General features: G+C 63.6%; 15 protein-coding genes and 1 pseudogene. 12 read left to right on the forward strand and 4 right to left on the reverse strand.

The features are described 5' to 3' along the window. Positions 1-14 precede the first annotated feature (14 nt). The gene (locus AC6I1W_RS10750) at positions 15-1028 is read left to right on the forward strand and encodes a LacI family DNA-binding transcriptional regulator (RefSeq protein ID WP_270236716.1); all 1014 of its coding nucleotides are present in this window, start codon (positions 15-17) and stop codon (positions 1026-1028) included. A 105-nt stretch (positions 1029-1133) separates the two neighbouring features. On the opposite strand, the gene AC6I1W_RS10755 is transcribed toward AC6I1W_RS10750, so the two are convergent. Together AC6I1W_RS10755 and AC6I1W_RS10760 are read right to left on the reverse strand one after the other, a co-directional pair. Continuing rightward, entirely contained in the window at positions 1134-1424 is a 291-nt protein-coding gene (locus AC6I1W_RS10755) for a hypothetical protein (protein WP_497743562.1), read from the reverse strand. A 500-nt stretch (positions 1425-1924) separates the two neighbouring features. Further along, entirely contained in the window at positions 1925-2125 is a 201-nt protein-coding gene (locus AC6I1W_RS10760; RefSeq protein ID WP_497743563.1) for a hypothetical protein, read from the reverse strand. A gap of 612 nt (positions 2126-2737) precedes the next feature. Here AC6I1W_RS10760 and AC6I1W_RS10765 point away from each other — a divergent pair. Genes AC6I1W_RS10765 through AC6I1W_RS10780 form a run of 4 tightly spaced genes read left to right on the forward strand, consistent with a single transcriptional unit; the run spans position 2738 to position 7646 of the window. After that, positions 2738-5221: a sodium-translocating pyrophosphatase gene (locus AC6I1W_RS10765; protein WP_270236752.1), complete on the forward strand. Its 2484-nt coding sequence runs from the start codon at positions 2738-2740 to the stop codon at positions 5219-5221. A 28-nt stretch (positions 5222-5249) separates the two neighbouring features. Then, the gene (locus tag AC6I1W_RS10770; protein WP_171048536.1) at positions 5250-6005 is read left to right on the forward strand and encodes an ABC transporter ATP-binding protein; all 756 of its coding nucleotides are present in this window, start codon (positions 5250-5252) and stop codon (positions 6003-6005) included. Beyond that, complete coding sequence (locus tag AC6I1W_RS10775; RefSeq protein WP_270236718.1) at positions 5980-6771, forward strand: ABC transporter permease; 792 nt, start codon at positions 5980-5982, stop codon at positions 6769-6771. Before AC6I1W_RS10770 ends, AC6I1W_RS10775 begins: the two co-directional genes overlap by 26 nt. After that, positions 6768-7646, forward strand: coding sequence for a COX15/CtaA family protein (locus AC6I1W_RS10780; protein ID WP_065673441.1), 879 nt, complete (start codon positions 6768-6770; stop codon positions 7644-7646). Before AC6I1W_RS10775 ends, AC6I1W_RS10780 begins: the two co-directional genes overlap by 4 nt. A gap of 109 nt (positions 7647-7755) precedes the next feature. Here the strand turns inward: AC6I1W_RS10780 and AC6I1W_RS10785 are convergent, their stop codons facing one another. Next, the gene (locus tag AC6I1W_RS10785; protein ID WP_284956412.1) at positions 7756-9051 is read right to left on the reverse strand and encodes a cytochrome P450; all 1296 of its coding nucleotides are present in this window, start codon (positions 9049-9051) and stop codon (positions 7756-7758) included. Between the two features lie 229 nt (positions 9052-9280). Continuing rightward, positions 9281-10267 (reverse strand): heme o synthase, encoded by a 987-nt coding sequence (locus AC6I1W_RS10790; protein ID WP_065673439.1) that lies wholly within the window; start codon positions 10265-10267, stop codon positions 9281-9283. A 261-nt stretch (positions 10268-10528) separates the two neighbouring features. Between AC6I1W_RS10790 and zwf the strand changes: the two genes are divergently transcribed. From zwf to valS, 7 genes and pseudogenes are all read left to right on the forward strand, one after another. Beyond that, positions 10529-12103 carry a glucose-6-phosphate dehydrogenase gene (gene zwf / locus AC6I1W_RS10795; RefSeq protein ID WP_117188585.1) on the forward strand — a complete coding sequence of 525 codons (1575 nt, stop codon included), beginning with the start codon at positions 10529-10531 and terminating at the stop codon, positions 12101-12103. 9 nt (positions 12104-12112) lie between these two features. Then, a pseudogene (locus AC6I1W_RS10800) lies at positions 12113-13042 on the forward strand (glucose-6-phosphate dehydrogenase assembly protein OpcA). Next, positions 13042-13776 carry a 6-phosphogluconolactonase gene (gene pgl / locus AC6I1W_RS10805; RefSeq protein ID WP_065673445.1) on the forward strand — a complete coding sequence of 245 codons (735 nt, stop codon included), beginning with the start codon at positions 13042-13044 and terminating at the stop codon, positions 13774-13776. Before AC6I1W_RS10800 ends, pgl begins: the two are co-directional and overlap by 1 nt. Positions 13777-13887: 111 nt before the next feature. Continuing rightward, positions 13888-14682 carry a DsbA family protein gene (locus AC6I1W_RS10810; protein WP_270236724.1) on the forward strand — a complete coding sequence of 265 codons (795 nt, stop codon included), beginning with the start codon at positions 13888-13890 and terminating at the stop codon, positions 14680-14682. A gap of 99 nt (positions 14683-14781) precedes the next feature. Beyond that, complete coding sequence (locus AC6I1W_RS10815; RefSeq protein ID WP_065673435.1) at positions 14782-15285, forward strand: DoxX family protein; 504 nt, start codon at positions 14782-14784, stop codon at positions 15283-15285. Between the two features lie 85 nt (positions 15286-15370). Further along, positions 15371-16165 carry a DsbA family protein gene (locus AC6I1W_RS10820; RefSeq protein WP_270236758.1) on the forward strand — a complete coding sequence of 265 codons (795 nt, stop codon included), beginning with the start codon at positions 15371-15373 and terminating at the stop codon, positions 16163-16165. 110 nt (positions 16166-16275) lie between these two features. After that, positions 16276-18885 (forward strand): valine--tRNA ligase, encoded by a 2610-nt coding sequence (valS, locus tag AC6I1W_RS10825; RefSeq protein WP_270236725.1) that lies wholly within the window; start codon positions 16276-16278, stop codon positions 18883-18885. Positions 18886-19076 lie beyond the last annotated feature (191 nt).

Consider the following 19076-nt stretch of genomic DNA (forward strand, 5'->3'; position numbering starts at 1 on the left):
CGGGAGGAGAAGAGATGAGCGGACCAACCCTTGCCGAGATCGCCGACCAGGCAGGTGTCAGCCAGGCCACCGTCTCCCGGGTCCTCAATAACAAGCCCGCGGTCTCAGAGTCCACCCGGCAGTGTGTGCTCACCGCCCTCGACGTCCTGGGCTATCAGCGCCCCACCCACCTCAAGCCCGTCACGACGGGGCTCGTCGGACTCATCGTTCCCGAGCTCACCAATCCCGCCTTCGCAAGCTACGCCCAAGCTATTGAGACCCTGCTTTCGCGGAAGGGGTACGCCACCGCCGTATGTACCCAGGCCCCCGGCGGCATGCGCGAGGACGACTACATCCGGGTGCTGCGATCACGTCAGGTCTCGGGAATCATCGTCATGTCAGGGTCGCATGCCGACACCACTGCGGACATGTCCACTTACCACCACCTCGTTGACGTCGGGTTACCGTTGGTGCTTGTCAACGGGTATTCGCCCACCATTGCGACGCCGCAGATCAGTGACGACGACGTGTCCGCCATGGATCAGGCCATCGCCCATCTCGTCAGCCTTGGGCACGAGCACATCGGCCTCGCGGTGGGTCCTCGCAGATACGTCCCGGCACAGCGCAAGGAACAAGGTGTACGCGCGGCCATGGATCGTCGACTCGGCGGGCATGGCAAGGTCACCGTCAGCAACACCGTGTTCTCCGTCGACGGCGGAGCTCATGCGGCTGTCGACCTCCTCGGTCAGGGGGTCAGCGCCATCATCTGTGGCTCCGACCTCATGGCTTTGGGAGCAATCCGGGCCGTCCGCGCACAGGGCCTGTCGGTCCCCCGTGACGTCTCCGTCATCGGTAGCGATGACTCAGCACTGATGCGGTACACCGATCCCCCGCTCACGAGTCTGCATCAGGACGTCGGGCTCATCTCGACGATGGCGGTGCAATCTCTCATCGGTCTGGTGCGCGGTGACGCGGTTTTCCTCAGAGAGAGACTGGTGCGCCCGGAACTGGTCATACGCGCTACGACGGGGCCCGCCCGAGGCGCATGAGCATCCTGAAAACCCTGAAGTAACGGCGCGAGAGTGAGTCTCACACGATACGGGGCCCAGCTCCGTTGACGCGGAGCCGGGCCACAACCACAGCGAACGGCCAGATCACTTCTCGTCGTGATACGAACACTCGACCAACCGATGCTGGAAAATACGGCCATCCTCAAGGAATAATAGATACACGGCACCGTGAGGGACGTCACAGCTGGATCCCGTCGGGACGGGGACGTCAGCCATAATGGGGGCTTTCTTCATTGAGTCGACGTCAGCCTGAGTGATGGTCTCAAACTGCATAACCTCGCCGTCATCATCTCCACCAATTGCACAGCCCCACGCCTTGTGCCCCTTGAGGGAATCAACATTCGAGGTGGTGAGCTTCTCTGCCCGAGAGGTCATAGAAGAGTCTCGACATGCAGAGCGAGCCGCTGCCGACGAGGTCACCTTGACCTCCGGAGAAGGCGAGGTCTCGCCCTGCTGACCGCCACACCCTGATAAGCCGACGACCCCAACCGCCAAGGCTGACATCAAGGCTACTCTTCTCACCACTTCACCGACCCCTTCCACTCCCGAACACCGCTCAGGTGAGTGACGTATTCACTCTCGACATTATCCCCCACATATACGACGGGGACGACGGTATGTGAAGCTTTCCGCTCGGAATACCGGAGTCGGCGTAGGCGCCCGCATAGCCCCAGCCGGGGGTGGCTTGGATCAGTTCGGAATAGCAGGAAATCTGTGACAACAACGACTTCGGGGTCCGGTCGTTTTCCATCGAAATGCAAGCATACGGCGCGATATTCCTGGTCCGAGCACTCTTGAGTGGCTCGGTGATGCGTTCCGTTGTCGCCATCACCACGCTTCTTTCTTTGACTACAGATTTTATATCGTTCGCACGTCTATACCCCGCTCTGATCGACGGTTAAGTCAACCAAGGTTTGTGCTTTCAACGCCCCGATTTCCACACCCCTATCAGCGGCGACCCGACCGGCGATACGAGCCATCTGTGCCCCGGTGAAGACACCGGATCGCTGAAGGTGGTCGAGTCGGGCGAGGGCGATTGCCATGGCCGCCTCGACACGCGGCTGAGTGGACGTCATAGGCATGCGCCTTTGGTGCCGAAGCGGTGGCGGATGTAGCAGGTGTGGCTGCAATACACGCGGGTCTGCCGCGAGTGTGGTTGACACGGTAGCTCAGGCGGCGGTAGCTGCCTGTTGTGATCGAAGCATCTCAAACTCGACCGGTGTCACGCGTCCGAGACGGGCTCGTCAGCGTCGCCGATGGTAGTTGCGTTCGATCCAGGTCACGATCGCGATGCGGAGCCGGTCGAAGCTGGCACACGAGAGCGTCCAGTTCCGCCAACGCCCGGGATCGAACATCATCCATTGGCGTCTGTGGTGCGTCAACGTGGTCCACGCACTCCTCCGGTGGGACGGCGGGGCAATATCGCTCGATCGCCGGAATCACTCTGAGAACGCTGACGCCCGACACCCCGGGTGCAGAGAGCCAACGCACCCGGCATGCCGAGACGCGCTGAACCCATGAGCGATACCGGCCCGACACGGTGACATTCTGCACATCGTGATCCCGACTGCTGACAATGTGACCAGCAAGTCATACCGTTGGGGATAAGGCCTGCACCGAAGCAGGTGCACGAGAGTTCTCAGGGAAGAGACAGGATCGTGAACACGATTGACAAGGGGGTTTCCCCCATGAAGCGCCTACTAGGCTGCACACTGCCCGCACTTCTCACCACCCTCGCTCTGACCGGATGTGGCTCAAGCGACGGGGAACCGAAGGGAGGTGGTGGTGAGGCCAATCTGAAACTGCCTCCTCTCAATGAGCAAGTCGGAAACGTCTCCGGAACCGCACTGCTGTGGATCGGTCTGGTCATCTGCCTGTTCGGTCTGGTGTTCGGTCTGGTGACGTACTCCAAGCTGCAGAAGCTGCCCGTCCACGAGGCGATGCACGAGGTTTCCGAGCTCATCTACGAAACCTGCAAGACCTACCTCAAGCAGCAGGCCAAGTTCCTCATGCTGCTGTGGGCCTTCATCGCGGCAGTCATCGTCGTGTACTTCCTGTTCCTGGAACATATGGGCGCCAAGGTGCTCATCATCCTGCTGTTCAGCCTCATCGGCATGGCAGGATCGTTCGGAGTCGCCTGGTACGGCATTCGCGTCAACACCTTTGCCAATTCCCGTACTGCCCACGCCTCGCTGCGTGGCTCCCCATGGGAAACCTTCGACATCCCGATGCGTTCCGGCATGAGCATCGGCATGGTCCTCATCAGCGTCGAGCTGACCCTCATGCTCTTCATCATGCTGGTGCTGCCCGGTGACCTCGCCGGCCCGTGCTTCATCGGATTCGCCGTTGGTGAGTCCCTCGGAGCCGCCTGCCTGCGTATCGCCGGCGGTATCTTCACCAAGATTGCTGACGTCGGCGCCGATCTCATGAAGATCGCCTTCCACATTAAGGAGGACGACGCCCGTAACCCCGGCGTCATCGCTGACTGCACCGGTGACAACGCGGGTGACTCGGTTGGCCCCTCCGCTGATGGATTCGAGACCTACGGCGTCACCGGCGTCGCCCTCATCACCTTCGTGCTGGGAGCCGTCCCGGACCAGACCGAGCAGGTCCAGCTGCTGGTGTGGATCTTCGTGGTACGCGTCGTCATGCTGATCGCCTCCTTTGTTTCGTACCTCATCAACAACGCGGTCGCCAAGGCCCGCTACGGCAAGGTCCCCGAGATGGACTTCGAGAAGCCGTTGAGCTCCTTGGTCTGGATCACCTCGGTCATGTCGATCCTGCTGACCGTCCTCACCACCTGGTGGATGCTCGGCTCGATGGGCGACGGGACGATGTGGTGGAAGCTGTCCATCATCATCTCCTGCGGCACCCTGGCCGGCGCCCTCATCCCAGAGCTCGTCAAGGCCTTCACCTCGACGAACTCCCGGCACGTCCGTGAGGTCGTCACGAGCGCCCGCGAAGGCGGCGCCTCCCTGGACATCCTGTCCGGTCTGGTTGCCGGTAATTTCTCCGGATTCTGGTTGGGCATCATCATCGTCGCCCTCATGGGCATCTCCTTCCTCGTCTCCGGCACCGGTTCCGGCTTGGGCGACATGGGAGCCATGAGCGAGGTCAAGTGGGCTGTCTTCGCCTTCGGCCTGGTGGCCTTCGGCTTCCTTGGCATGGGCGCGGTGACGATCGCCGTCGACTCCTACGGCCCTGTCACCGACAACGCCCAGAGCGTCTACGAGCTGTCGACCATCGAGGAGATCCCGAATGCCTCCGAGAACATCGAGAAGCAGTACGGATTCGCACCCCGGTGGGACGTCGCCAAGCACATCCTGGAAGCCCAGGATGGCGCTGGCAACACCTTCAAGGCCACGGCCAAACCGGTACTCATCGGGACTGCCGTCGTCGGTGCCACCACGATGATCTTCTCGATCATCATGATGCTCACCGAGGGCCTGTCGAATGCTGCCGAGGTCAACAAGCTCGGTCTGACCCACGCTCCGTTCCTGCTCGGCATGATCGCCGGTGGTGCGATCATCTACTGGTTCTCCGGAGCCTCGATGCAGGCCGTGACGACCGGTGCCTACCGAGCCGTCGAGTTCATCAAGAACAACATGCAGCTTGACGAGAACGCCACGAAGGCCTCCACCGAGGATTCCAAGAAGGTCGTCCAGATCTGCACCGAGTATGCCCAGAAGGGCATGCTCAACATCTTCCTGGGCGTGTTCTTCGCAGCCTTGGGATTCGCCTTCGTCGATCCGTACTTCTTCATCGGGTATCTGATCTCGATCGCTATCTTCGGCCTGTACCAAGCCATCTTCATGGCCAACGCAGGCGGCGCTTGGGACAACGCGAAGAAGATCGTCGAGGTTGACCTGGACGCCAAGGGCACCGAGTTGCATGATGCCTCCGTGGTTGGTGACACCGTCGGTGACCCGTTCAAGGACACCTCCTCGGTGGCCCTGAACCCGGTCATCAAGTTCACAACCCTTTTCGGTCTGCTGGCCGTCGAGCTGGCAGTGTCGATCGGTGCCGGACCGCTCACCTACATCCTCGCTGCGGTGTTCTTCCTCATCGCCTGCTTCTTCGTCTACCGCTCCTTCTACGGCATGCGGATTGACTCAGCCGGCGGCAACGACGAGTACGACGACGTCGCCAAGGAGGCTGGCAGCGGGCTGTGACTGATGGAAGGGTTCTACACTGGCCGTCGTGCCAGAAACCCCTTTGACCCCGAGTGGTGACCCTCACGCTCCGAGAGAAGCTCTGATTCTCGACGCCGTGAGGGTCACCTTTGGTCGTGTCACGGCCCTCGACGGGCTGAGTCTGTCCGCCGCCACCGGCGCCATCACCGCTGTGCTGGGCCCCAATGGTGCGGGCAAGACGACGATGATGCGCTGCTGCACCTCTCTCGTCTCCCCCGACTCCGGGCGTATCGACGTCCTCGGCCACGCCCCGGGCAGCTCCGAGGCCACCGCCGCCACTGGTCTCATGCCGCAAAGCGCGGGCGCCTGGAGCGGTATTCGGGCCGGTGAGCTGCTGCAGTACATGGCAGGTCTGCATGCCGACCCGATCGATCCCGATCTCCTCATCGACGCCCTGGCGATCACGCCCTTCGTGCGCACCACATACCGACGTCTCTCCGGTGGTCAGCAGCAGGCCGTCAACCTCGCTGCCGCCCTGATAGGACGTCCCCAGCTGGTCTTCCTCGATGAACCGACGTCGGGAATGGATCCCCACGCGCGTCACCACACCTGGGACATCATCGAGCAGATGCGACACGACGGGGTCTCCGTCGTCCTCACCACCCATGCCATGGACGAGGCCCAGCGGCTGGCCGACCACGTCTGGATCGTCGATCGGGGAAAGGTCGCCGTCCACGGGACGGTGCCGGAGCTCACCGTTGAGGCGAGTCTGGAAGACGTCTTCCTGACACACACCAGTGACCGCGCGGCGGGGAGGAACTGACGTGACGACACTAGACCTTCACCCCGCACCGCAAGCGGCACCGGCGGCTGCGCGGATCCGCAATCATGCCCGTACCGAGATTCGCCTCGTGATGCGCAATGGTGAACAGCTGCTGCTGGCCCTCGTCATCCCCATCGGGATCCTCGTCGCAGGACGATTTCTCGGCGACCGAGTCGGACTGACGATGGACCTGCTGGCTCCGTCGGTTCTTGCACTGGCCATCTGGTCGACCTGCTTCACGTCCCAGGCCATCATGACCGGATTCGAACGCAGGTACGGCGTGCTGGAGCGTCTGTCCGCCACTCCCCTGGGGAGATCGGGCCTGCTGGCCGGCAAGGCCATGGCTTACTCCGTCATCAGCCTGGTCCAGGTGATCTTGCTCGTCATCGTCTCCTCGACACTGGGATGGCATCCCCACGGGTCAGCTCTGGCCTGGTTGCCAGCCCTCGGGAACGTCATCCTTGCCATGCTGGCGTTCGGTTTCCTGGCCCTGGCGATGGCTGGTTCCCTCAAGGCCGAGGTCACCCTCGGGTTGGCCAATCTGATCTACATCGTCGGTCTGGTCGCAGGCGCCATCCTGTGGCCATTAACCGATTACCCGAAGGCCATTCGCCCCATCATCGCCGTCCTGCCAACCACTGCGCTCGGGGAGTCCCTGCGAGCCTGGGGCGCCGGACAGACTCTCTGGTCGCCACTGGCAAGTCTGCTGATCTGGGCGATTCTGCTTGGCCTGCTGGCACGAAAGGTGTTCAGGTGGATCTCATGACCTCCCGAGATGGCCGTTTGTACGGCTGGTGCATCGCTGCCCTCGTCACCAACATGGGCATCATCGTCACCGGTGCGGTGGTACGCCTAACCGGTTCAGGACTGGGATGCAACACCTGGCCCCATTGCACCGCCGGGACGTTCACCCCCCATGAGGCGATGGGGATCCACTCCTACGTCGAGTTCGGCAACCGCCTGCTGACCTTCGTCCTGGTGGCGGTGGCGATCGGCCTGCTCGTCCGCTGCTACCGGGTCCGCGTCACGGCCCAGCTCATGGCCTTGGCATGGATCAACCTGGTGTCCATCGCTCTGCAGGCTGTCATTGGCGGGATCTCGGTACTCCTCGAGCTCAACCCGTTCGTCGTGGCGCTGCACCTACTGTTGTCGGTGGCGATCATCCTCGTTGACGTCAAGATGATCTGGTTGACCGGACCTCATTCGAGCGAGGCCGTCGACGGACTAACGATGGGGTTGGTGCGCGCCACCGTGGCGATGATGTGCGTCGTGATGTGGCTGGGAACAGTGGTAACCGGATCTGGTCCCAACGCCGGGGACTCCGGCTCGGCACGGACCGGGTTCGACATTGAGGCTGTGGCACGACTGCATGGCATCTCAGTGTGGATCACCGTCGCCCTGACGATCGCCTGCCTGGCCGTCGCTACCACCCGCCACCTGGCCATGATGCGTCGCTGGAGCATTGCCTTGGTGGCTGTCGAGATCTACCAGGCCATCATCGGATACTCCCAGTACTTCACCCATCTCGACCCGTGGCTGGTCATCTGGCACATGGTGGGCGTCGCGCTGTCAGCAGCGGCGGTTGGGGCCCTGTGGTGCAGCGTGCGTCCGACCCCTTCCCCGGTACTCAAGCGGTCCTGACGACTCATGACGACGGCGGGCGGGCCAAGGAGTGTTCCCTGGCCCGCCCGCCATGTTTGTCTGTGCGACTACAAGTCTGTGCCCGTCGAACGACCAAGCGTGCTCGGCGTCAGTCCTTCTGCACGCGGCCACCACTGCGCGGCCTCGTCGGCATCATCGTGGGATCGTAATCCAGGTCACCCGGATCGATGTTGATTCCCGGCTGGCACAGGGCCGAGACGGTGGCAGCCAGCTCCGTGACAGCGACCTTCTCCCCTGGGCAGCGGTGACCGGTGGCGACGTCTCCACCACCCTGCGGGATGAAGGCCTTGATGGCCTCGGCGTCCTCGACACCCAGGAAACGCTCCGGCTTGAAGCGCAGCGGCTCCTCCCACTCGCTCGGGTCGGTGTTCGTGCCGAGTATGTCGATGATGACTCGCTGACCTTCCTTGATCTGGTGGCCTTCCCACTCAAAGTCCTCACGGGCGAAGGCCGGCAGCATCGGCACGAAGGGGCTGAGACGGCGTACTTCCTGAGCGAAGGCAATGGCGTGCTCGTTGTCCACGAGGGTTCCCGAGGTCTCTACCTCGCAAGCAATGTCCTCGCGGTACTGGGGGTAGAGGACGAGGAACCGGGCGGCGAAGGCGGCAAACCGGCTCACGGCGATCGCGGGACGGATGGAGTTCTGCAGCTCGATTCCGGCCAGCTTGGCGTCGAGGAGTTTGCCGTCCGTGCCGCGGTAGCGAGCCCACTCGCACAGGGCCGAACCCTCGGGCGCGTTGATCTGGCCGCTGCGCTGCTTCTCGATGAGACCGGCAGCCCACTTGTCACAACGGGCACGGTTCACCCAGGCCAGCGTGTGTCCGGCAGGCATGTGACCGAATCCCTCGACGATCTGACCGAGGCGCTTGGCCCACGGGTCGAGATCGACGTCGCTGCCGGGAACTCCGGCCCACTTGAGGACGGCACGACCGTAGGCCACCACGGTGTCGTCGTAGACGTTGCCCTCACGACGGCCCCAGGTCTCAACCACCTTGCGCATCTCGTCCTCGATGAGTGGTTTGAACCGCTCGACCTGAGCATCGTCGTAGACCACCTTGATGAAGTTGTCCTTACGAGCCTGATGCACCTCATCGTCAGTGCCGTGAATGGCTCCAGCTCCGAAGAGGGGGCCGCGCACGGGAAGAGGCATGGCCTCCTCGCGCATCATGCGCTTGGCGTTGTAAAAGAGGTCAACTCCCTTGCTGCCACGGACCAAGGTGGCCGGCTTGCCCATGAAGGTGAAATCAATGGGGCATCCGTCCCCGGCCTTACGGCCCTTCGACGCCCGCAGCCTCTCCTGGAACAAGTAGCCGTCGGCAAGCAACTTGGCTGCCTGGTCGACCTTCGTGCCCAGAGCCGATCGGATGGTTGACATGGTGGTCATAAATACTCCTCGGGTCATATGTTCACGCGCTGTCACAGCCACGTTGCTTAATCCGACGCTACCGGATGCAGTGGCACGGCGGTGCCGAAATATGCTCCTCTCGGTGGTGGCCGGAGCGAGGCTCGGATCCTGAGTGGATGCCATCACGCTCCCATGCCACGCCACCGGCCCCGACGGCTCCTGTACTCGTCGATGGCCTCGTGGGAAGGCCAATTGAGGACCTTGACCGTCACAGATGGATGAGCGGATCGATCGCGATGGCCAGGAAGAGCAGAGACAGATAGGTGTTCGACCAGTGGAACAGCCGCATCGGCTTCAACAGAGCGTCACGTAGACCAGCGTTGGCACGACGCAGCAACTGGATGGCCTCGAGGATGAAGATCGCCCCTGCGAGTACTGCGACGACGCCGTAGATCCACCCCATCTGGGCCACCGGCCACAACACCAGGGAAATCGCAACGGTGGCGACGGTGTAGACGAGAACCTGGATGGCGACCGCTGGTGCCCCCTTGACCACCGGGAGCATCGGCACACCGGCGGCTTGGTAGTCCTCACGGTAGCGGAAGGACAATGCCCAGGTGTGCGGCGGTGTCCAGAAGAAGATGATGAGGAAGAGGACGAGGGGCTCCCAGCCGAGATGTCCGGTGACGGCTGTCCAGCCGATGAGGGGCGGGAAGCATCCAGCGATGCCACCCCAGATCGTGTTCTGCCAGGTACGACGTTTGAGGAGCATCGAGTAGACGAAGACGTAGAAGAGGTTGGCAACCAGAGCCAGGACGGCCGACAACCAGTTCGTGCCGAATCCCAACACGAGGGTGGCCACGACACCGAGGACCACTCCGTAGATCAAGGCACTCCGGCGCGGCACCTGATGGCGCGGCAGGGGGCGACGCCGAGTCCGGCGCATCTTCTCGTCAATGTCGGCGTCAATGACGCAGTTGAAGACGTTTGCGCTCGCCGCAGCAAGCAAACCACCAAGCATCGTCGCGACAGCCAGCCCGAGCTTGGGCAACCCGTGGGACGCCAGGAACATCACTGGCAGGGTCGTCACCAGAAGCAGCTCAATGATGCGTGGCTTGGTCAAGGAGATGTAAGCACCCACGACGTCACGGGCCGACAGTCGGGTACGTTCCTGCGTCTGCTCCACCTTCGTCTCGACAGGGTCGGGACGCTGCGAGGCTGGCGCCGTCGCCACGTGCGTCGTCTGGTTGCTCACGGTGTCCTTCGAAATTGGAAGATGTGCTGAGGCCGCCTCTGGGCGTGGTACACCCGTGAGACAGGGTGTGCCGCGAAAGGTCGTCCTCACGATTTTAGGCTCTCCTGCCCCGGATGTCCTCATCGTCGAGTGCGGCAACGGGACATATCCGTCCGCCTGTCGCTGAACACGGTAACCAGCCGGACAGCTCGACCGACTACCGTTGGGCTGGTGGAACCTCAGTTCCGCAACATGACAACCGGTTTCGGAAGGACGGGTGAGGTGGCGGGTCGAGACGCTTCAGGAAGCACCACCAGAGCGACCAGTAGGCTGCGCGGCGATCGCATCAATCCGTTACGCGATCCAGCCGACCGCAGGTTGCCCCGCGTGGCAGGCCCGTGCGTCCTGGTGATGTTCGGTGTCACCGGCGACCTCTCACGCAAGAAGCTCATGCCGGCCGTGTACGACCTGGCCAACCGCGGCCTGCTACCACCAGGGTTCGGGCTGGTGGGATTCGCCCGACGCGACTGGGAGGACGAGGACTTCGCCAAGGTCGTTCATGACGCGGTAGCCGAGCACGCTCGTACCCCCTTCCGCGAGGAGGTGTGGGAACAACTGCTCGAGGGAATCCGGTTCGTTCGCGGCGAATTCGACGACAACGAAGCCTTCGAGCGACTGGCAGGCACGATCCGCGAACTCGACGAGGAACGCGGAACGGGAGGCAACCATGCCTTCTACCTGTCGATCCCGCCGAAGTCCTTCGAGTCCGTGGTGAGCCAGCTCAAGCGCCACGGCATGACCGGCCACGACTCTTCCCATTGGAGCAGGGTCGTCATCGAGAAGCCCTTCGGCCATGACCTGGAAAGCGCGCGAGACCTCGACGAGATCGTCGGAAGCGCGTTCAGCCCGGAGTCGGTCTTCCGCATCGACCACTACCTGGGCAAGGAAACCGTCCAGAACATCATGGCGTTCCGGTTCGCCAACCAGATTTTCGAGCCCATCTGGAACAACCATTACGTCTCCCATGTCCAGATCACCATGGCTGAGGACATCGGCATTGCGGGACGAGCGGGGTACTACGACGGCATCGGTGCTGCCCGTGACGTCATCCAGAACCACCTGCTACAGCTCATGGCCCTGACCGCCATGGAGGAGCCGACGAGCTTCGACGCCGAGCAGCTGTGTGCCGAGAAGACCAAGGTCCTGGCCGCCATCCAGCCCCCTGAAGACATGGCCACCCAGACCTGCCGCGGGCAGTACGTTGCCGGTAGTCAGGGAGGAGAACGGGTACGCGGCTACCTCGAGGAGGACGGCGTCGATCCGCACTCCCGCACCGAGACCTACGCAGCCGTCCGGCTGATCATCGACAACCGTCGGTGGGCAGGAGTGCCGTTCTACCTGCGCACCGCCAAGAGGATGCCGCGACGGGTCACCGAGGTAGCCCTCAACCTGCAACGAGCCCCACACCTGCCGTTCTCCGACACCGCGGCCCTCGGTACCAACGCTGTCGTCCTGCGTATTCAGCCCGATGAAGGAGTCACCCTGCGCTTCGGCGCGAAGGTGCCGAGCACCCAGATGGAGATCCGCGACGTCACGATGGACTTCGCCTACGGATCTTCCTTCACGGAGGCAAGCCCAGAGGCTTACGAACGGCTCATCCTCGACGTCCTGCTGGGCGATCCACCGCTGTTCCCCCAGCACGAGGAGGTCGAATTGGCGTGGAAGATCCTCGATCCGGTGCTCGACTTCTGGGCAGAGTCCGACACTCCCCCGTGCGACTATCCGTCCGGCAGCTGGGGTCCGTCCGAGGCTGACGAGATGATCGCCCGGGACGGCTTCGTCTGGCGCAGACCCTGAGGAGGAGACATGATCGTCACACTCAACGACACCACCGCGTCGAAGATCGGCGCCGCCATCGTGGAGGCCCGTCGCACCGTCGGGTCCGGTTCCGGATTGGTTCACACCCTCATCTGTGTCTGTGATTCCTCCGACTTCGACGCCGCTTTCGATGCTGCCCGAGACGCTGCTCGTCAGCACCCGTCGCGTCTTCTCATGGTGGTCACGACCCGTTCCCGCAAGGACAAGCTCGACGTCGAAGTACACGCTGGCGAGGGAACTCCCGGCGAGGTCATCGTGCTGCGGTTCTCCGGAGCCATGGCCAAGCGACCGGCCTCGGTCATCCTTCCGCTGTTGTTACCGGACTCCCCCGTCATCGCCTGGTGGCCCTTCTCGGGTCCCGACGATCTCGCCGCTGATCCCATCGGTGCCCTGGCTGACCGCCGCATCACTGATTCGGCCGCTGACAAGGATCCCTGCAGGACGCTGGCACGACGTGCCGCTTATCTGTCGCCAGGCGATTCTGACCTCTGCTGGCCTCGCACGACGGGATGGCGGGCGCTGGCTGCCGCTGCTCTGGATCAGCATCCCGCCACCGTCAGGGCTGCCCGGGTGGAATCGGCCGCCGACAACGCACCGGCCATGCTGCTGGCAGCCTGGTTGGGGCTCCGGCTCGGTGTTCCGGTGGAGAGGGTGTCCACGGATGCCCCCGGAATCTCGGCCATCGTCATGTCGACCTCCGGCGGCGACATCGAGATTTGACGCCGCAGCGGTCGGTATGCCGTCTACCGGATTCCGGGTGAACCTGCTCGTGGTGTGGCCCTGGACCGCCGGGAGATCCAGATGCTCATCGGCGAGGAGCTTCGCCGCCTGGATTCCGATGAGGCCTTCACCGCTGTCATGGCTGAGGTTCACGACGGAGCCGGCCGTGTCTCGTCGACGAGTGAGGGGGATGAATGATGACGAACCGACGACTCATGCGATACCGGTCCGCCCAGGGACTGGCTGAAGGCGTTGCCCACCGTCTCGTCCAGACCATCGTCAAGGTGCAGGCCGACCAGGAACGCATCGACCTGTGTCTGACTGGGGGACGGATCGCCAATACCGTCTATGCCGCGATGGGTGACGTCCCAGAGTGCACCCAGATCCGTCCGGACCAGTTGCACGTGTGGTGGGGTGACGATCGGTTCGTCCCCACCGGCCACCCCGACCGCAACTCCCTGCAGGCCCTGCCTCTGCTGTCGGCTGCCATCCGGCTGGACCCCTCGAAGACCCACGTCATGCCGGCTGCCGATGGCAAGGCCGATCCCGACGAGGCCGCCTACTCCTACGCCCAGGAACTCAGCGACGTGGTCTTCGACATCTGTCTGCTCGGAATGGGCCCGGACGGCCACGTCGCATCGCTCTTCCCGGGCCATCCTTCCTTCAATCCCACGACGACCGCACTGGCTGTCGGCGTCACGGATGCTCCGAAGCCCCCGCCGGACCGTCTCTCGGTGACGATGCCGGTCATCAATCGGTCGAAGCGGGTGTGGTTCCTCGTCAGCGGGTCGGAGAAGGCAGACGCCGTCGAGAAGGTCTTCGCCGGGGATGACTCCCTGCCGGCCACCTGGGCCAACGGCACGATCGAGACGAGCTGGATGGTCGACCACGACGCCTCGATCGGGTTGCCGCGGTACAACTGCTCGCTCTGACGCCGACGCCCACCTGGCTGGCCCCGCCCGGGGATGATCCCGGCAGCCGCTGGGAGCGGTGGCTACCATCGAGGGTGTCAGCTGGCCATGTGTGAGAGGACCCCCGGACCGATGACGAACAAGAAGACCCCGACAAGTACTTCGAGACGCGCTGCGCTGCGAGCCCAGCAGGAAGCTCAGGCAGCTGCCCAGAAGCGTCGACGGATCATCGCCGTCATCGTCGGGGTCGTCGTCGTGGCAGCCATCATCCTCGCCGTCGTCCTCGGCATCAACCACAAGTCCGACAGCAGCGCCTCGTCAACACAGATCACCCCACCCTCGGCCACCAAGACCGGCGTGTACACCCTCAACCCAGACAAGGTGAAGAAGGGCACCCCCACCGTGACGGTCTACCAGGACTACCAGTGCCCCAAATGCAAGGCTGTTGAGGACGCGTTGGGCAAGCAGCTCAACGAGCTGTCCACCAAGGGAGAGATCAGGCTCCAGTACCACACCATGACCTTTCTCGACCAGAGAATCGAGGGTGAGAACTCTCAGCGCGCTGCGATAGCAGCCGCCGCAGCTGACGTCGTCGGTAAGTACGAGGCCTACCACGACGTCGTCTACTCCCATCAGCCCAAGGAGGAGGGCACCGGCTACACCGACGACCAGTTGCGCAAGGAATTCGCCTCCGAGGCCGGAATCACCGGTGCGAACCTCACCCGATTCCAGCACATCTATGACACCCGTCAAACCGAACAATTCGTCAACGAGGCCAATGACAAGGGCCTTCACAAGATGCAAGACCTCGATGTTCCTGGAACCCCAGCCTTCGCGGTCAACGACAAGCTGTGGGAGGGGTGGGAGCAGCTCGGCAACAACACCACTCCCGACGAGCTCCTCAAGGCCATTGACGCGGCCAAGTGATCTCGGCGCCAATGCGGACATCTGATCGCCCACGCCGACGGCAATTCGCCGTCCGCAGGGCGGATGACCCACAGATCGCGGCCAGGGAACCCAACTAGGATGGCAGCCATGGACTCTCAGCCGTCGTCGCGATCCGCCAAGGTCCGTGACTGGGTGGGCTTTCTGGCCCGGATCATCCTCGGTGGCACCCTCCTGGTGGCCGGAATCATCAAGGCGACCGACATCGACTCGACCACCTGGTCCGTACGCACCTACCAGATCGTTCCGTGGGACTTCGCCCCGGTCGTCGGCTGGGCGATGCCAATTCTGGAGATCATCGTCGGTCTGATGCTCGTGTTCGGCATTGCGACGCGGTGGTCCGGCATGCTCGGGACCCTGGCCATGGTCGTCTTCATCATCGGTATCTCGTCGGTGTGGGCTCGCCACATCTCCCTGGACTGCGGTTGCTTCGGAAACGGTGGACCCGTCGAACGCAGCTGGGCCCACACCCAGCGCGCCTATGCCCTGGACATCCTGCGTGATCTCGGCCTTGCGCTGTGCGGCGTCTGGCTGGTCGTGCGCCCCCGCACCGCCCTGTGCGTGGACCGCTGGATCAACAGCTGATACGCGAGCGGGATACGGCGGTGGTTGACCGACCGGCTACCATCATGTGCGACACATCATTGATTGCATGAGGGGACTTCAACCGATGGCTGACAAGAAGTCAACCGCCAGCACCTCGAGACGCGCTGCGCTGCGAGCCCAGCAAGAAGCCCAGGAATCAGCGAAGAAACGTCGTCGGATCATCGGCGTCATTGCTGGAGTCGTCATTGTGGCGGCCGTCGTCGTCGCTGTCGTCCTTGGGCTCAACCACAAGTCCGACGACGTGCCGACCACCGGCCAGATCACTCCTCCCTCAGCCACCAAGGACGGCGTCTACACCTTGAACAAGGACAAGGCGAAGGGCGGCGTTCCGACGGTGACGGTCTTCCAGGACTACCAGTGCCCGGCCTGCAAGGGAGCCGAGGATCTGCTCGGCAAGCCGCTCAATGATCTGTCCTCCAAGGGCGAGCTCAAGCTGCAGTACCACACCCTGACCTTCCTGGATCGCAACCTGCGCAACGACTCCTCGTCCCGCGCCGCGATGGCGGCGGCTGCGGCCGATGTCGTCGGTAAGTACGAGGCCTACCACGACGTCGTCTACTCCCATCAGCCCAAGGAGGAGGGCGCCGGCTACACCGATGAGCAGCTGCGCAAGGAATTCGCCTCCGAGGCCGGGATCACTGGCAAGGATCTGACGACCTTCCAGCGGGTCTACGACAACAAGCAGACCGAGCAATTCGTCAAGAATGGCAATGACCAGGGTCTTCAGGAGCTACAGAAGTTCGGCAGCGCTGGTACCCCGACCTTCCTCGTTGACGGCAAGCCGTGGGAGGGCTGGGGAGATTTCCAGGCCGTCCCCTCTGCCGACGAACTCCTCAAGGCCATCAAGAAGGCCCACTGATTGTGACCGGCCGCTGGCTCCCAGCGGCCTGTTGATCAACCCAAATCCGGGCGGTTGGCGAACGCCGCTCGCCTGGCAACCTGTCCGAGTCGAACATTAGAGTTTGGAACATGACCTCACAGACCTCTGCGCCCTCATCCGCTACGTCTCCGACGCGTGGCGTCGTACCTGACAAGCCGGTCCTCGAGGGCCTCGAGGACAAGTGGGGTCAGGTCTGGGAGGACCAGCAGCTTTACGCCTTCGCCGCCACCTCGGCGGACTCCCGTGACCAGGTGTTCTCGATCGACACCCCGCCTCCCACCGTCTCGGGACACCTGCACCCGGGGCACGTCTTCTCCTACACCCACACCGACACCGTCGCCCGCTACCAGCGGATGCGCGGTAAGAAGGTCTTCTACCCGATGGGTTGGGACGACAACGGTCTTCCGACCGAGCGACGCGTACAGAACTACTACGGTGTGCGCTGCGATCCCTCGCTCCCCTATGACCCGGACTTCACTCCGCCGGCCAAGCCCGACCCCAAGCACCAGGTCGCGATCAGCCGTCGGAACTTCGTCGAGCTGTGCGTCGAGCTGACTGCCGTCGACGAGAAGACCTTCCAGGACCTGTGGCGTTCGGTCGGCCTGTCAGTGGACTGGAACCAGCTCTACACGACGATCTCCCCGGAGTCCCAGCGGATCGCCCAGTTGGCCTTCCTGCGCAACCTGTCGCGCGGCGAGGCGTACATGAACGACGCCCCCACCCTGTGGGACGTCACCTTCTCCACGGCCGTCGCCCAGGCCGAGCTCGAGGCCCGCGACTACCCCGGCGCCTACCATCGGCTCGCCTTCCACCGCACCGACGGTCATGGTGACGTCTTCATCGAGACGACCCGTCCGGAGTTGCTGGCCGCCTGCTGCGCCCTCGTCGCTCATCCGGACGACGAGCGCTACCAGCATCTCTTCGGCACCACCGTCACCACTCCGCTGTACGGGGTCGAGGTCCCGGTCCTGGCTCACACCGCCGCCGAGATGGACAAGGGCGCCGGTATCGCCATGTGCTGTACCTTCGGTGACCTCACTGACGTCGCCTGGTGGCGCGAGCTGCAGCTGCCGACTCGTACCATCATTGGTCGCGACGGACGTGTCCTCGGTGAGACCCCGCAGTGGATCATCGACGCCGGCTCCGCCGACAGGTACGAGGCCATTGCCGGCAAGACCACCTTCACCGCCCGCAAGCTCGTCGTCGAGGCCCTGGTGGAGTCTGGCGAGATGGACGGTGAGCCCAAGCCCACCCAGCGCAAGGCGAACTTCTACGAGAAGGGCGACAAGCCGCTGGAGATCATCGGTACCCGTCAGTGGTACATCCGCAACGGCGGACGTGACGCCGACCTGCGCGAGGCACTGCTGGAGCGTGGCCAGGAACTCGAGTGGGTGCCCGAGCACATGCGTCATCGGTACGAGAACTGGGTCGAGGGCCTCAACGGCGACTGGCTCATCAGCCGTCAGCGTTTCTTCGGCGTTCCCTTCCCGGTCTGGTACCCGCTGGACGCCGACGGCGAGCCCGACTACGACCACCCGCTGTTGCCCGAGGAGTCGGCCCTGCCAGTCGACCCGGCCTCCCAGGCACCGGCCGGCTACGAGGAGTCCCAGCGTGGCGTTGCTGGCGGCTTCATCGGGGACCCGGACGTCATGGACACTTGGGCCACCTCGTCCCTGACCCCCCAAATCGTCACTGGCTGGGAGCGCGACGCCGACCTGTTCGCCAAGACCTTCCCGATGGACTTCGCGCCCGAGGCTCACGACATCATTCGTACCTGGGTGTTCTCCCGTGTGGTGCGCGCGCATCTGGAGAACGGTGTGCTGCCGTGGAAGCGTGCCGCCATCTCTGGCTTCGTCACCGACCCCGACCGCAAGAAGATGTCGAAGTCGAAGGGCAACACCGTCGTCCCGACCGAGATCATTGAGGAGTTCGGTGCCGACGCCGTGCGCTGGCGTGCTGCCATGGCCCGGCCCGGTATGGACTCCCCCTTCGACAAGGCCCAGATGAAGGTCGGACGCCGCCTGGCCATGAAGATCCTCAACGCCTCGAAGTTCGTCCTGGGCTTCGGTGAGGGTGGAGACGTCACCGCTGTGACGAACCCAGCCGACCTGGCGATGCTGTCGCAGCTGCGCACCCTGGTGGAACAGGCCACCGCCAGCTTCGAGGAGTTCAACTACACCGCCGCCCTCGAGGCCTCCGAGCAGTTCTTCTGGACCTTCTGCGACGACTACCTCGAGCTGGTCAAGGAGCGAGCCTACGACTCAGGGGACGACGACCCGACCGGGGCCACCAGCGCCCGGACAGCCCTGCGGCTGGCCCTGGACGTGCTGCTGCGGCTCTTCGCCCCATTCCTGCCGTTCGTCACCGAGGAGGTGTGGAGCTGGTGGAAGACGGGCTCGGTGCACACCTCGTCGTGGCCGCTGGCCGAGGAGCTGCCGAGCGTCGGCGACGTGGAGTTGCTCGAGGACGTCTCGGCCGCCCTCGTCGAACTGCGAGGCGTGAAATCGACTCACAAGGTGCCCATGCGCACGCCGATCCTCCACGCGACCATCACCGCTCCGGCTTCGGTCATCGCCCATCTGCAGGCGGTCGAGTCGGACCTCGCTCACGTCTCGAAGACGGAGGAGTTCACCTGGCTCGAGGGCGGCGAGGCCATCACCCTCGACGCCAAGCTGGGACAGGTACCGGCCAAACGCTGACGGATCTGGCGTCGTCCGCGGGCTCCTGCGGTCCTCGCCGTCGTCGGAAGAACCCTCCGGCACAATGACGTACTCCGGTCACGCAGGTGACCGGAGTACGTCGGTGGTGTGCGCTATACGCGGCCCTCGAGCAGGCACATTACCGGTGAGCGTTCTCAGCGTGAGCACTTCCCATGAGTGACTTCCTCACC

Source organism: Cutibacterium sp. KB22876 (assembly GCF_059728865.1).